12 protein-coding genes are annotated in these 14,494 nt (G+C 44.7%); 7 read left to right on the forward strand and 5 right to left on the reverse strand.

Annotation, left to right across the window (positions count from 1 at the left end):
* Window positions 1–61: 61 nt before the first annotated feature.
* From MUK70_RS08680 to MUK70_RS08700, 5 genes are read left to right on the forward strand one after another with little or no spacing between them, the layout of a single operon-like run.
* Window positions 62–1,333 carry a competence/damage-inducible protein A gene (locus MUK70_RS08680; protein WP_234655851.1) on the forward strand — a complete coding sequence of 424 codons (1,272 nt, stop codon included), beginning with the start codon at window positions 62–64 and terminating at the stop codon, window positions 1,331–1,333.
* A gap of 57 nt (window positions 1,334–1,390) precedes the next feature.
* On the forward strand, window positions 1,391–2,698 hold the full coding sequence (locus MUK70_RS08685; protein WP_234655850.1) for a dihydrolipoamide acetyltransferase family protein: 1,308 nt from the start codon (window positions 1,391–1,393) through the stop codon (window positions 2,696–2,698).
* On the forward strand, window positions 2,698–3,231 hold the full coding sequence (locus MUK70_RS08690; protein ID WP_234655849.1) for a 5' nucleotidase, NT5C type: 534 nt from the start codon (window positions 2,698–2,700) through the stop codon (window positions 3,229–3,231). The genes MUK70_RS08685 and MUK70_RS08690 overlap by 1 nt, the downstream gene beginning before the upstream one ends.
* A complete protein-coding gene (locus MUK70_RS08695; RefSeq protein WP_234606778.1) occupies window positions 3,228–3,905 on the forward strand; it encodes a response regulator in 678 nt (225 codons plus the stop codon). The genes MUK70_RS08690 and MUK70_RS08695 overlap by 4 nt, the downstream gene beginning before the upstream one ends.
* Before the next feature lie 3 nt (window positions 3,906–3,908).
* Window positions 3,909–5,285: a sensor histidine kinase gene (locus MUK70_RS08700; protein WP_234655848.1), complete on the forward strand. Its 1,377-nt coding sequence runs from the start codon at window positions 3,909–3,911 to the stop codon at window positions 5,283–5,285.
* Between the two features lie 357 nt (window positions 5,286–5,642).
* Here MUK70_RS08700 and MUK70_RS08705 read toward each other — a convergent pair whose 3' ends face one another.
* The 3 genes from MUK70_RS08705 to MUK70_RS08715 form a co-directional block, all read right to left on the reverse strand.
* On the reverse strand, window positions 5,643–6,389 hold the full coding sequence (locus MUK70_RS08705) for an acyl-CoA desaturase (protein ID WP_234606776.1): 747 nt from the start codon (window positions 6,387–6,389) through the stop codon (window positions 5,643–5,645).
* Between the two features lie 153 nt (window positions 6,390–6,542).
* Window positions 6,543–7,220 carry a DUF4159 domain-containing protein gene (locus MUK70_RS08710; RefSeq protein ID WP_234655847.1) on the reverse strand — a complete coding sequence of 226 codons (678 nt, stop codon included), beginning with the start codon at window positions 7,218–7,220 and terminating at the stop codon, window positions 6,543–6,545.
* 15 nt (window positions 7,221–7,235) lie between these two features.
* Window positions 7,236–7,946 (reverse strand): RsmE family RNA methyltransferase, encoded by a 711-nt coding sequence (locus MUK70_RS08715; RefSeq protein WP_234655846.1) that lies wholly within the window; start codon window positions 7,944–7,946, stop codon window positions 7,236–7,238.
* Window positions 7,947–8,341: 395 nt separating this feature from the next.
* Between MUK70_RS08715 and MUK70_RS08720 the strand changes: the two genes are divergently transcribed.
* Window positions 8,342–9,352 carry a glutamine synthetase beta-grasp domain-containing protein gene (locus tag MUK70_RS08720; RefSeq protein WP_234606773.1) on the forward strand — a complete coding sequence of 337 codons (1,011 nt, stop codon included), beginning with the start codon at window positions 8,342–8,344 and terminating at the stop codon, window positions 9,350–9,352.
* 376 nt (window positions 9,353–9,728) lie between these two features.
* Here the strand turns inward: MUK70_RS08720 and MUK70_RS08725 are convergent, their stop codons facing one another.
* Together MUK70_RS08725 and MUK70_RS08730 are read right to left on the reverse strand one after the other, a co-directional pair.
* Complete coding sequence (locus MUK70_RS08725) at window positions 9,729–10,283, reverse strand: hypothetical protein (RefSeq protein ID WP_234613227.1); 555 nt, start codon at window positions 10,281–10,283, stop codon at window positions 9,729–9,731.
* Between the two features lie 41 nt (window positions 10,284–10,324).
* Window positions 10,325–12,511: a glutamine synthetase III family protein gene (locus tag MUK70_RS08730; RefSeq protein ID WP_234606771.1), complete on the reverse strand. Its 2,187-nt coding sequence runs from the start codon at window positions 12,509–12,511 to the stop codon at window positions 10,325–10,327.
* 145 nt (window positions 12,512–12,656) lie between these two features.
* Here MUK70_RS08730 and MUK70_RS08735 point away from each other — a divergent pair, with 145 nt between their 5' ends.
* Window positions 12,657–14,489: an LTA synthase family protein gene (locus tag MUK70_RS08735; RefSeq protein WP_234655845.1), complete on the forward strand. Its 1,833-nt coding sequence runs from the start codon at window positions 12,657–12,659 to the stop codon at window positions 14,487–14,489.
* Window positions 14,490–14,494: the final 5 nt, after the last annotated feature.

The following is a 14,494-nucleotide window of genomic DNA, read 5'->3' on the forward strand; positions in this document are numbered from 1 at the left end:
AATAACGATTAATTTTACTTATTTTTGGGAAATAACAGTCTCATTCAACCCATTTCAAACTATGCTTCCCATTATCCGGGCTGAAATATTAACGATCGGTGATGAAATTCTTTTTGGACAAATTACGGATACGAACACGCAATGGATTGGCTCTCAACTCACTGATATAGGCATTCGTCCGGTGAGGAAGACTTCGGTTGGAGACAATAAAGCGGACATCCTGGATGCATTCGCGGCGGCTAGCCAGCGGGTGGATGTTATTATTGTGACGGGAGGCCTCGGCCCTACCCGCGATGACATTACCAAGCATACATTTTGCGAATATTTTGGGACTGAACTGGAAATCAATCAGGAGGCACTCGAACTGATCACTGGTTTTTTTGCGAAACGCGGTCGCGCCATGACTGAGCTGAACATTCAGCAAGCTGCACTTCCCAAAAATTGTACCTACATTCCCAACCTTTGGGGAACAGCGCCTGGCATGTGGTTTGAAAAAGACAATGTTGTTTACGTTTCGCTGCCCGGCGTGCCTTACGAAATGAAGAGCCTGATGGAATTTGAGATCCTTCCCAGGCTTAAAGCGAAGTTTGTTTCCAACATTATTCAACATAAATCGGTGCGGACGATCGGCATAGGAGAATCATTCCTGGCTGAGAAGATCGCTCCCTGGGAAGATGCACTTCCCGCACATATAAAATTGGCTTACCTGCCTCATTTTGGACAGGTAAAGCTGCGTTTGACCGGCACAGGAACAGATCAGATTCAACTTGATGCCGAGCTGGCCGAACAAGTCGGGCTACTGATGCCGTACATTGAAGAATGGGTTTTTGGTTTTGATAGTGATGAACTGGAAACGGTCATCGGATCGTTACTTGTTCAAAACCACGCCACGGTAGGCACGGCAGAGAGTTGCACCGGCGGTTTTGTAGCCAATCAGATTACAAACGTTCCTGGCGCTTCCCGTTATTTTGAAGGTTCAGTTGTAAGTTATAGTAATGAGGTCAAAATGAATGTGTTAGGTGTGTCACGTCAGACATTGGAAGCATACGGGGCCGTCAGCGAGCAGACTGCGCGGGAAATGGCCGAAGGTGCACGCAAGGTGCTGAACACCACATTTGCGATTTCAACCACGGGCATTGCCGGACCTGATGGCGGCACGGATGACAAACCGGTGGGTACGATCTGGATTGCCTGCGCAACGCCGGATGAAACATTCACCCAGTTGCTAACATTGCGTAACAACCGCAAGATCAATATAGAACTTACTTCTTCCTACGCGTTGAATTTGTTGAGGAAAACCATTTTGAAAACAAGCCTTACGATAAAAGGCTGAGAAGAACATTAATTAGTTGCGGCGCTCAATCTTATGCGCCAACGAAAGAAACCAGTTATGAAAATAGTTGAAATGGTAATGCCTCCAATGGGCGAAAGTATCATGGAGTGTACCGTCCTTCATTTACTTGCGAAAGCCGGTGACAAGGTTTCGGTGGATGATTCCATTTTGGAGGTTGCCACGGACAAAGTGGATACGGAAGTGCCCTGCCCTTTTTCCGGCGTGCTTACGGAGTGGCTTGTCAAAGAAAATGATGTTGTTCCGATTGGAAGCCCCGTTGCGAAGATTGAAGTTGAAAATGACGTGGATGAGGATGACCAGCAGCCCGTAGATAAACCCGTTCATGCGCCGGTTAGTGCAGAACCGGAAGTGGAAGCAACCGCAGCTGCTCTCGAAAAAGAATATGAGGAAGTGCTTACCAAAAAGGCCGAGCCCGCCTTAGAACTGGCCAATAGTAATCCAGACCACAACGCCTTCTACTCCCCGCTCGTGCTCAGCATTGCGCGCCGAGAGCACATTACTGAAACCGAGCTTGCGACCATTCACGGAACGGGCATGGAAAACAGGGTTACCAAAAGTGATATTTTTTCATTTTTGGATAATCGGAAAAAGAATATCGGAGTGCCAACGCCGCTTGCAACTTCACTGAATGGCTCCAACGAGATCATTGAAATGGACCGGATGCGGAAGATGATTTCGCAGCGCATGATCGAGTCCAGGAGAATTTCGGCGCACGTCACTTCATTTATTGAAACGGATATGACGCCGGTGGTGCAGTGGCGCGAACATACGAAAGCAGAATACAGAAAGAAGACCGGCGATAGCATTACATTCACGCCGATTTTGATCGAAGCTGTGGTGAAGGCGATTAAGGATTATCCTATGATCAACATTTCGGTTGACGGCGATAAGATCATTAAGAAAAAGGAAATTAACATTGGTATGGCCGTGGCTTTACCGGATGGAAACCTGATCGTTCCGGTTATCCATCGCGCTGACCAGTATGATTTACCCGGTTTAGCAAGGAAAGTAAATGATCTTGCCAAAAGAGCGCGGGAAAATAAGTTGAAGGCCGATGACCTGGCAGGCGGAACTTACACCGTTTCCAACATTGGTGCATTTGCCAACCTCATGGGAACGCCTATCATTGTACAGCCGCAGGTTGCCATCATGGCTTTTGGAGCTATTAAGAAAAAACCGGCTGTAATTGAAACGCCGCAAGGTGACTTGCTCGGCATCCGCAGCCTGATGTTCATATCCCATTCTTACGATCACCGCGTTGTGGACGGCTCACTAGGCGGGCTTTTTCTGAAACGTGTGAACGATTACCTTGAAAATTTCGATACGCACAGATCCATAATGTAATGCTCAGACTCACTTTGGACATGGATGACGTGCTGGCGGATACGCACAAGAAACTCGTCAGCATCGTTCATAATGATTTTTCGACCTTATATACTGAAGAACAATTGAGCAAAAGTGCTTTCAGGGACATATTGCATCCCAAGCAGCTGACTAAACTGCACAGGATCATAGACACACCGGGCTTTTTTGCAGACATTGAGGTGATGAACGGCGCAGTGGAAACGGTTTACAAGCTGTCTAAATTCTACGAAATATTTGTTGCGACCGCATGCATGGAATTTCCTACATCATTCAACGACAAATTTGCCTGGCTCAAAAAGCACTTTCCGTTCATACCCTGGACAAATGTGGTGTTCTGCGGTTATAAAAGCATTATTCAGTCCGATTACCTGGTCGATGATCATGTGCGGAACCTGAATGCATTCAAAGGGGCGGGCATCCTTTTTACAGCGCCGCATAATGTTAAAGAAACCTCATATAAGCGTGTTTCCAATTGGAAGGATGTTTCTGAATTATTCTTACCCATCGCATGAAACTACTATTAATTGAAGACGAGCCCAAAACTTTGCAGTCCATTAAACAAGGACTGGAAGAAAACGGATACGAGGTCGACATTGCATACGACGGCCTGATTGGCAGGCAGTTGGCAAAAAATAACACTTATCAATTGATCATCAGCGACATTATCATTCCGGGAATAAACGGCATTGAGCTTTGTCGCGAAATACGGAACTGGGGAGACGAAACGCCGATTTTAATGTTGACGGCACTGGGGACCACGGACGATAAAGTAACCGGTCTGGATGCAGGCGCGGATGATTATCTGGTCAAACCATTTGAGTTTAAAGAGCTCCTGGCGCGTGTGAGAGCACTTACTAAGCGTGGGACGACGGTTTCACACACTGCGCAGGTCCTGAAATTTGCTGATCTGGAAGTTTCGCTGGATGCTAAAACGGTCCACCGTTCAGGCAATAAAATCAACCTTACTGCAAGAGAATTCAATTTACTTGTTTACTTGATCCGGAACCAGGGCCGGGTTATTTCCAAAGTGGAGATTGCAGAGCAAGTTTGGGATATTGGTTTCGATACGGGCACCAATGTCATTGAAGTTTATGTAAATTATCTCCGTAAAAAAATTGATAAGGATTATCCCGTCAAATTGATCCATACCCAGTTTGGCATGGGTTATGTGCTTAAAGTAGAGTAAATTATGCAAATCCGCACCAGACTTACAGTTCAGTTTTCCCTGCTGGTGAGCGGAATCCTTCTGATCACGTTTCTTGCGATCTATTTTTTCTCGTATTACAATGTTAATGAGGATTTTTACGATCGTTTAAGGTCGAAAGCCAAGTCGCAGGCGGAACTTTTGCTGATTGTTCCTCAGGTCAATACGGAGGTTTTAAAAGCCTTGGACGAAACCAACCGCGATTTGATCTATGATGAAAACACATTTATTTTCGACGAAAAAAACCGGCTGATTTATAGCAATCCAACCAACCCGCATTCAAAATCCATTCATGTTTCCAATTACTGGCTGGACGAAATCCGCAAAGCAGGCCAGATCCGCTACACCGACGGCGAATATAAAGTTGTCGGGTTGTATTACAAATATCCCTACAACAAAGCCGTTGTTTTGCTCGGCGCGAAAGATTTGTACGGACAAGCCAATCTTTCCAATTTGAGCACATTGCTCACGGTTTTGTTCTTTATAGTAACAATTATCGTCGCACTTGTGGGCTGGATTTTCTCCAAACGTGCATTACGGCCGATTTCCAAGGTTATGAATGCAGTGGAAAGAATTTTACCCCAAAAGCTCGATACCCGACTTGATGTTCCGAACCAAAAGGATGAAATAGGACGCTTAACCACCACATTTAACAATCTTTTGGACAGGATTGAAACGGCTTTTCAGATGCAAAAGATCTTCGTGGCCAATGTTTCCCACGAGCTTAAAAACCCATTAACCAAAATCCGATCTCAGCTGGAAGTTAGCATGCTCAAAGAACGCAATACGGCTGATTATCAATTGACGATCAGGTCTGTTTTGGAGGATATTCAGGAACTTGCGCAGCTTTCAAACACACTATTGGAGCTCGCCAAAGTAAGTGAGGATCAGAAAGATCTGCTCACAGAAATCATCCGCGTCGACGACCTCCTGCTGGATTGCAGGATGGGACTTGCACAGGCAAACCCTTCCTATAACATTCAGCTCAATTTTGAAGAACTGCCGGAAGACGACACCTGGTTGGAACTGACAGGAAATACTACATTGCTTAAAACAGCTTTCCTGAATCTGATGGACAATGCCTGCAAGTTTTCAGATAATCATACCGTAAATGTGGATCTGAAAACATCGGCGAGGAGACTGACATTGAGTTTTTCAGATAACGGAAAGGGAATTCCCAAAGAAGATCAAAGCCTGGTATTTCAGCCTTTTTACCGCAGCGACAACACGGCCAATATTAAGGGATATGGGATTGGGCTTTCGCTGGTGGAGCGGATTGTGAAACTCCATAATGGCAATGTGGCCATTTATTCAAACGAGCCGAAGGGAACGACATTCGTAGTAACTTTATCGAAGCTCTAAGGAAATTCTAACTTTTTATTAACGTCTTTTTAAGTATTGTGTGATTTATTTGTATTGTCTCAATAAGACATGCCGATAAAACGGCAGTTCAAAAAGGATTTCATTTTTTGTGGTGTTAATAAGCAAACTTGGCAGGTGTATCTCACACCTGCCAAAGTTTTTTTGTGCCCTTCGGCCGCTGGGCGGTTCACTTCGGCTCCGCTCAGTGTGACAGGGGCTCTGCTCAGTGTGACAGAGGCTCCGCTCAGTGTGACAGGGGCTCCGTCAGTAAGACATAAAAAAACTCCGCCCATGGACAATTTACTTGTCACCCTGAGCGGAGTCGAAGGGCTAGCACTAAGCCACCTACTAACTTTATTAATTCTTCTTCCTAATCTCAATAATCTTCAACTTATTCAGCATCTTAATCACCGGGTAAGTCGGGTCGACTTCATACCAGCGTGAGCCGAAATTGATTGAATTAGGCTTTTTATGGTGATTGTTTTGAAATAACTCGCCCATCATTAAGAAGTCGAAAATTAACGAATTCTTAGATTTGTCGTCGTTATCGAAGTTTTGATAACCATATTTGTGACCACTCCAGTTTACAATCGCTCCGTGGATCGGGCCCATTAGGAAATGTACAGGCAAAAGGAAGAAGAATGCCCAATGCATATCCAGATATATGTACGCCAGGATATAAAAAGCAGTATAAAGCAATGCCCACCCGGAACGGGAAAGCCATGAGTCGCCGAGTTTTTCGATAAAGCGCCATTCCGGATAATTCCTTTCGAATTGCGACTCGATCGCGCGCTTGCGGCTAAGTACAGCATTATAAATATTCTTCGTTTCCCACATCATCGTAAAAACGTTTTTAGTGTGATGCGGAGAGTGCGGATCTTTTTCTGTGTCACTAAAAGCGTGGTGCATGCGGTGTAAAATCGCGTAAGCTCTTGGACTTAAATAAGAAGAACCTTGGGAAAGATATGTCAGCAAATAAAAGAAACGCTCCCACGGTTTGCTCATAATAAACATCTTATGAGCGGAATAGCGGTGTAGGAAGAAGGTTTGACAGAATAGGGACAAATACCAATGTACAACAAAAACGATAAGAACAATATACATGGAACGAGATGAAATTATAATATTTTAAACTTGGTACAAAAGTAAGGGTAAGCGTTTACAAAACCGAAAATCGGAAAACCTAATTTGGAATTATTTTAATATAGAGAGATACGATTTTTGTGAGATTACGGATTAAAACAACATTGATATTACTCAAAGAATCATAAAAGCATAGCTCAGCAAGTTTGCCCCCATTTGCAATGCTTTTCTGCGCATTTCTTCCGGATCATTGTAAACACTCTGATCTTCCCAGCCGTTTCCGAGGTCCGTTTCGTAGCTGTAATAGCAAACCAGCCGACCCTGCCAGATCAATCCGAAGCCCTGCGGTTGCTTTCCATCGTGTTCATGAACTTTGGGCAAACCTTCCGGAAACACATATTTAATGCGGTATACCTGGTGATCAAAAGGCAATTCCACAAAAGAGAGCTCTGGAAAAACCTTCTTCATTTCTCTCCTGACAAACTGATCCAATCCGTAATTGTCATCGATGTGCAAAAATCCCCCCGACAACAGATAATTGCGCAGATTTTGCGCCTCAGCGTCACTGAAAACAACATTACCGTGCCCTGTCATGTGGACAAACGGATATGCAAAAATATCCGGGCTGCCCACTTCCACCACGTCTTCCGCGGGGTTAATGTTCATTTTGAGCTCCGTATTGCAGAATTTGATCAGGTTGGAAAGCGAAGTTTTATTGGCATACCAGTCGCCACCGCCGCCGTATTTGAGCTTGGCTATTTTTAATGATGATTGAGCGAATGTCGCGGAGCCTATTAAAACAAATGCGACCAGCCCTACTATTTTGCCAAAACTCACTACTGATCTTCTCATACTGGTTGGGTGCGTTTATAAAATGTTTTGTGCCAGATTTATAGCATGACAGCCAGCTACTGCTGCGGTTTCGGTTCTCAAACGGGTCGGGCCGAGGGAAACGGTTGAAAATCCGTATTCGAGTGCTAATGATATTTCCTTTTCACTAAAATCACCTTCCGGCCCTACTAATAAAGTTGTGCCTGAGTCTTTTTTTACTTTACTAAAAACGTGTTCAACCTTATTGTGATCCGGAACATAGGCAATTAATTTCTCCGAATCTGCCACTCCTTTAATAAACGCCTCATATTTATTGCCAATGGTGATGATAGGCAGGTAATGTTGCTGCGATTGCTTCATGGCGGCCGCTGCAATGCGGTTCAGCCTGGTCAGGTTTACGACCCGGTTTATCGTGTCAGCGTTAGTGTGCTCGGTCACCACAAAGTCAATGTGCTCCACCCCTATCTCGGTCATTTTTTCCACCATCCATTCATTTCGCTCCGCCTTGCGCGTGGGCGCGATCGCCATATGAACAGAAAAAGGACGTCTCTGAATGGTCTGCGATTCGAGCACTTCGTATCCGGCTTTTTTCCCCTGAATGTTAAGCACGCATTTCTGCAATGTGCCTTTGCCATTGGTAACATATATAATGTCGCCGGAATTAAGCCTCAAAACCTTGGAACTATGCCTGGCCTCTTCTTCATCCAGTTCGTAAAGATTCGAGTCGGGCTGATAAAATAAATGCATGTGAAAAGAAAATATTCAATAAGGTAAAAAAACCGGGTTGGTTTTCAAAATAACGCTGAAATTAACGACCCTTTCATAATAAAACGCCACGCTTTCATTATATTATTCCGGGTTTATTAAAAAACCTGAATTTTGCATTTTTGCAATATTTCAATGAAGGTTGGAGCTTATTTAAACGTAATATCCAGGTTTTTACAAAATTATTTATCAGTAAGCCTGAATTCAGATTTCAAACACTTTATAGGAATAATGCATTTTTTACTGACAATACTACCACAAACGCAATAATATTCTGCATAAGGTTAATATTTCTTAGTTTTTATTTTTTGGAAATACATTTTTGCATTAATATTGTGCCGTTATAATTATTCGTCACCACTTTATCTAGTACTATTATGTCAAAATCCAAGCTGGAATATATTTGGTTGGATGGCTACAAGCCGACCCAAAGTTTACGTAGCAAAACCAAAATTGAAAGCGATTTTAGTGGGAAATTGGAAGATTGCAGCAACTGGTCATTTGATGGTTCATCCACTGAACAAGCGCTTGGCGGTTCTTCTGACTGTTTATTGAAACCTGTTTATATTATCCCGGATCCATTGCGCAAAGATGCATATCTTGTAATGTGTGAAGTACTTAATGCTGACGGGACTGCTCACGTATCCAACGGTCGTGCAACAATTGAAGATGATGACAATGATTTCTGGTTCGGTTTCGAACAAGAATATTTCCTTTGGGATACTGAAACAAACAAACCGCTTGGCTTCCCGGCAAATGGTTACCCTGCACCACAAGGACCTTACTATTGCTCAGTAGGCGCGCAAAACGCATTTGGTCGCGAAATTATCGAAGAGCATCTTGACGCTTGTCTTGAAGCCGGACTTAATGTAGAAGGTATCAATGCAGAGGTTGCAGCAGGACAGTGGGAATTCCAGATTTTCGCAAAAGGCGCGAAAGAAGCTGGTGACCAGATCTGGCTTGGCCGTTACTTGCTTGAAAGAATCGGTGAAAAATATGGTGTTGCTATCAACTGGCATTGCAAGCCTCTCGGCGAGCTTGACTGGAATGGAAGCGGAATGCACGCCAACTTCTCAAACTCTGCTTTGAGAACTGCTGGCAGCAAAGAAGTTTTCGATAAAGTTTGCGAATCTTTCCGTCCGGTTGTGAAAGAACACATCGACGTTTACGGTGCTGATAACCACCTTCGTTTGACTGGAAAGCACGAAACTGCTTCTATCCACGATTTCAGCTACGGAGTTTCTGACCGTGGTGCTTCAATCCGTATCCCTGTTCTTGTTCCTCAAAAAGGATGGAGCGGATATTTGGAAGACCGTCGTCCAAACTCAGCTGCTGATCCTTACAAAGTAGCAGCGCGTATTATCAAGACTGTTAAATCTGCGCTATAATATTTGCAGAATAGATATAATGTTAACGCAAAAAACCGCTTCATGGCGGTTTTTTGCGTTAAAGGGCATTGTCAAATCGCGAAGCGTTGGCACCCGTCAACGAATCACGGAGCATGCAATATTGTCAACCGCCGCGCGGTAGCCGTGTAGTAGCCGCAGAAAATCCCGGAGGGAATCATATTGGTAGCAATGTTAATCGGCTGGCAAAATGAAAAAATCCCGGAGGGATGTAATATCGGTAGCAATGTTAATCGACTGGCAAAATGAAAATCCCGGAGGGATGTGACGACATGCACGTCGTTCCATCCCTCCGGGATTTTCATTCCACGTATTGACCTATTCGCTACCGATATTGCGTCCCTCCGGGACTTTAACATCAATCCTGCTCTTCGCTTCCAGAAAACGCGTAGAGCGTTGGGTCTAGCTGGATGCGGCCGGCGTTGAAGCGTATGATGAAATCGTTGATCGTCTTATCATTGATTTCGGTTTTATTTAAACCCACTTCCAATCCGATTCCATAATCAAATGTTTCGTCTGTTTCAACGTGCTCGCGGACTGTTATTTCTTCATTTTCTTCTATCTCTTCGATGAACTCGGTGAGCAACAATTCTGCTTCCTCGTCCTGCTCTTCATCCGCAACGTAATTTTCCGGGCGCTCGTCGAGGGACACGTAATTTGGCATCACCTTTTTTAACCTTTCCAAAGCAGCGTCATATACGAGGGTCGAATGATGTAACCGCAAAGTGTAAATCAGCGCATCATAGATGACTTCTTTTTCTTTGTAAAAACCTACGAACTGAACGTGCGCATGCTCGTTGTTTTCCTCTTCATCCTCTTCCAATTCGTCCTCAACATGTATAAAGCTCGATCGCTCTGCTTTACATTCTTGTTTCAGCACTGCAATTTCTTCTGGATCAAATCCCGGATTCATAGTTTCAATTGTTTGTTTGAATAAAGCGCTCGCTTTAAAAATTATTCCAAAAATAACATTTCACGGTATTTTGCCAAAGGCCAGTCTTCGTCATCGATCAATAATTCGAGTTTATCCACATGATATCTGATCTCTTCAAAAAATCCTTTCACCTCAGAGCCATACATTTTGGCCCTTTCAAACAGATCATCAATGTTGTTGGCCGTTTTACGCTGCTCTGTCATTTCGTGAACCAGTTTTTTAATGACCACGATATGCGTGGAAATATCTTTGATAATTTCCTTGATTGGCGCCGCCTCTTCCAGCATTTCCAGGTCTGTGAGCGATCGCGCTGTCTGGGCAAGTTTAAACTGGTATTTCACAACTGTCGAAACAATGTGGTTCAACGCCAAGTCACCAATCACGCGGGATTCGATCTGTAATTTCTTGACATAATTTTCCAGCTCAATTTCATACCGCGCATGCAGCTCACGTGACGTAAGCACGCCCATTCGCTCGAATGCGGTGATCGTGCGCTCGGTTGTGTAAGCATATAAGGCGTCGTAAGTTTCCCTGATATTGCTCAGGCCGCGGCTCTTCGCCTCTTCCACCCATTCGTCAGAATAACCGTTTCCTTCGAAAAGAATGTTTTTAGATTCGGTAAAATAGCGTTTCAGGATTTCGACTGTCGCCACTTTCTTCTCTTCTCCCGCGGCAAGTCTTTCGTCCATCTCTTTTTTGAATTCCAAAAGCTGGTTGGCCACAATGGTGTTCAAAACGATCATTGGAGACGCGCTGTTCTGAGAACTTCCTACGGCGCGATATTCGAATTTGTTTCCCGTAAAACAGAACGGCGACGTGCGGTTGCGGTCCGTGTTATCGCGTTGCAGGTTTGGAATGCGGGTTATGCCAAGCTTATAATAGAAATTCTCTCCTTTTTCGAGCGTAATCTCCCCTTTGTTGACCAATTCTTCCAACATATTAGTCAATTCATTCCCTAAGAAAACGGACACAATCGAAGGCGGTGCTTCATTGGCTCCCAACCTATGCTCATTACCGGCAGACGAAATGGACGCGCGCAACAAGTCCGCATGATCGTGAACGGCCTTGACTACATTCATCAGAAATGTCAGGAAACGCAGGTTTTCCTTAGGCTTGGAAGTCGGCGCAAGCAGGTTAATACCAGTGTCTGTTGAAAGCGACCAGTTGTTGTGTTTTCCGCTTCCGTTAATGCCTGCAAATGGTTTTTCGTGAAACAAAACCTGAAAATTGTGCCTGTCACCCACTTTTTGCATTAAGTCCATTAGCAATGCATTGTGGTCAATAGCCAGGTTCACTTCCTCGAACGTAGGTGCACATTCGTACTGGCCAGGTGCGACCTCATTATGGCGAGTGCGGACCGGAATGCCCAGTTTTAATGCCTCAAATTCAAAATCCACCATAAACGCATTCACGCGCGGGGATATTGATCCAAAATAATGGTCATCCAGCTGCTGGCCGCGCGCGGGACTATGCCCGAAAACGGTCCTTCCTGCCATTAACAGGTCGGGACGCGCATAATAGAGCGCTTTATCAACCAAAAAGTATTCCTGTTCAATGCCTAATGTCGGCGTCACCTTATCTACGTCGCGGTTGAAAAACTGGCAAACCGAAGTCGCCGCTTTATCCAGCATGACGAGCGATTTGAGCAACGGAGCCTTATAATCAAGCGCTTCACCTGTGTAGGAAATGAAAACGGACGGAATACACAAGGTCTTCCCCCCTGCCCCATTATCCATTAGAAATGCCGGCGAGCTCGGGTCCCAGCCTGTATAACCGCGTGCCTCAAATGTGGCACGCAAACCGCCGCTCGGGAACGAAGATGCATCCGGCTCCTGCTGGACCAATGCACTTCCTTTGAATTTCTCGACAGCTTTTCCGTCTATTGTTAAGTCAAAAAATGAGTCGTGCTTTTCGGCAGTCGTTCCGGTTAGGGGCTGAAACCAGTGCGTATAGTGCGTTGCGCCCTTTGAAATTGCCCATGATTTCATTGCCGCCGAAACCTCATCCGCCACTTCCCGGTCTATTGTCGAACCTGATCGTATGGCGTTGGAAATTTTGGTGTAAGCCTCGGCAGACAGCAACGTTTTCATGACATCATCACTGAATGTATTGCTTCCGTATAAGTCAGCTACTTTTTCAGATGGAGGGGTAAGCGAAGGGGCAACCCGGCCTTGAGCAATCTCAAAAGCTTTGGAACGAAAAGTCATTTATAATCGGATTTATATTAATTCTCCTCAAAATTATTTATTTAAAGGTATCTACAACTATTCTGCGTTAGATTTTCACATTTAGGCAGCATAATAATGCAGGTTGGCGCATTTTTCGGAACTTTGCAAATTCTCCTGGACACAAATGCGCAAAAGATTAGAATTTATTGCCCTATACGGGATTAGCTGGGTCGTTCTTTTCCAGTTTTTCCGTATTATATTTCTGGCTTACCATTATAAAAAAACGCTCGAGCTGCCGTCATCTCTTTGGGTAAAGAGCGCTGCGCATGGTTTGCAAATGGACATTTCATTTGCAGGCTACATCCTAATGATCCCTGCACTGCTCATGATGTTCACGGCCCGAAAATGGCAGTGGTATGAAAAAACACTGGTCATTTTTAGCTCCATCATTGCATTTTTGATCACCTTAATGGTCGTGGCGGACCTGGAATTATTTAAAGCCTGGGGATTTCGCATTGACGCCACGTCCTTGCATTATCTCAAAACGCCCACCGAAGCATTCGCTTCCATGGGCGCGGCGCCTGTTTTTCCGCTTTTGATACTTTTTGCGGTGTTATTTTTCCTTGTCTGGAAATTGCTGCAGACCATTATTAAACGCAGCATGAGCGCCTTTGAAAAAACCGGTTTTATTTACACAATCCCCGTTTTCCTGATCCTGGCAGCCAGCCTGATCATTCCGATCCGTGGCGGGTTGCAGCTGGCGCCTATGAACGAAAGCGCCGTGTTTTTCAGCGAAAAGAGCTTTGCCAATTATGCCGCCGTAAATGTGCCGTGGAATTACATGAGTTCGCTCATCAATGCGAGTTATTCAAAGAAAAACCCATTCCTGTATTTTGACGAAAAAGAGGCCGACCGGATGACACAGGCGCTTTACAAGGCTGACAGCACATCGCAGCACCTTGTGAAAGCCGGTAAGATCAATGTCGTCGTCATCATCTGGGAGAGCTTTACCTCGAAAGTGGTTGGCAGTTTGAACGGTTTGAAAAATGTAACGCCGCAGTTTGATCGGCTGGCGAAAGAAGGATTGCTCTTTACCCATGTTTATGCAAGCGGAAATCGCAGCGACAAGGGAATGGTTGCCATTTTAAGCGGCTATCCCGCGCAGCCGACCAGTTCAATTATCAAAATCCCGAAAAAAACGATGTCATTACCCTCGTTACCAAAGATTTTTCGGCAAAATGGCTGGCATACATCCTTTTATTATGGCGGTGAAACGGAGTTTGCCAATATGAAATCTTACTTTATGCAGCAGGATTTTGACCAAATTATCGATAAAAATGATTTTGATGAAAAGGATATGAATTCCAAATGGGGCGCGCATGACCACATTGTTTTGAACCGCCTGATGAGTGATCTGGATAAGCAGAAGCAGCCATTTTTCTCAACGCTCTTTACATTAAGCAGCCACGAGCCATTTGAAGTTCCGGTCAAAACGGCGATTCCGGGTAATGATGCTGAACATTTGTTTTTGAATGCCCATCATTATACGGACGCTTCGATAGGAGAATTTATTAAGGTTGCTAAAACCAAATCCTGGTGGAACAACACGCTGGTGATCATCATCGCCGACCACGGCCATCCGCTCCCGGAAACGGACAAAAGCAAGCCTGCTGAATTTCGTATCCCAATGCTCTGGCTCGGAGGCGCGTTACAAATGCAGCCGTCAAGAATTGATTCGCTGTCGTCGCAAACCGATCTGGCAGCAACATTATTGAACCAGTTGCACCTTCCTTCGGGTTCATTCACTTGGAGCAATGATATCTTTGGCAAAAACCGTGTCCCATTTGCTTATTTCGCATTTACCAATGGGCTAGGCTGGATGAAACCCGGCGGTTTTCTGGTGCGGGACAACATTGGCGGCAACATCATAGAAAAAACCGGAGCACTGACGCCAGAAGAAGAAAACTTTGGAAAAGCATATTTGCAATCGTCTTTCAGCGATTATTTGAAAAGGTAGGCGGC

Source organism: Dyadobacter chenwenxiniae (genome assembly GCF_022869785.1).
GTDB classification, from domain to species: Bacteria; Bacteroidota; Bacteroidia; order Cytophagales; family Spirosomataceae; genus Dyadobacter; species Dyadobacter chenwenxiniae.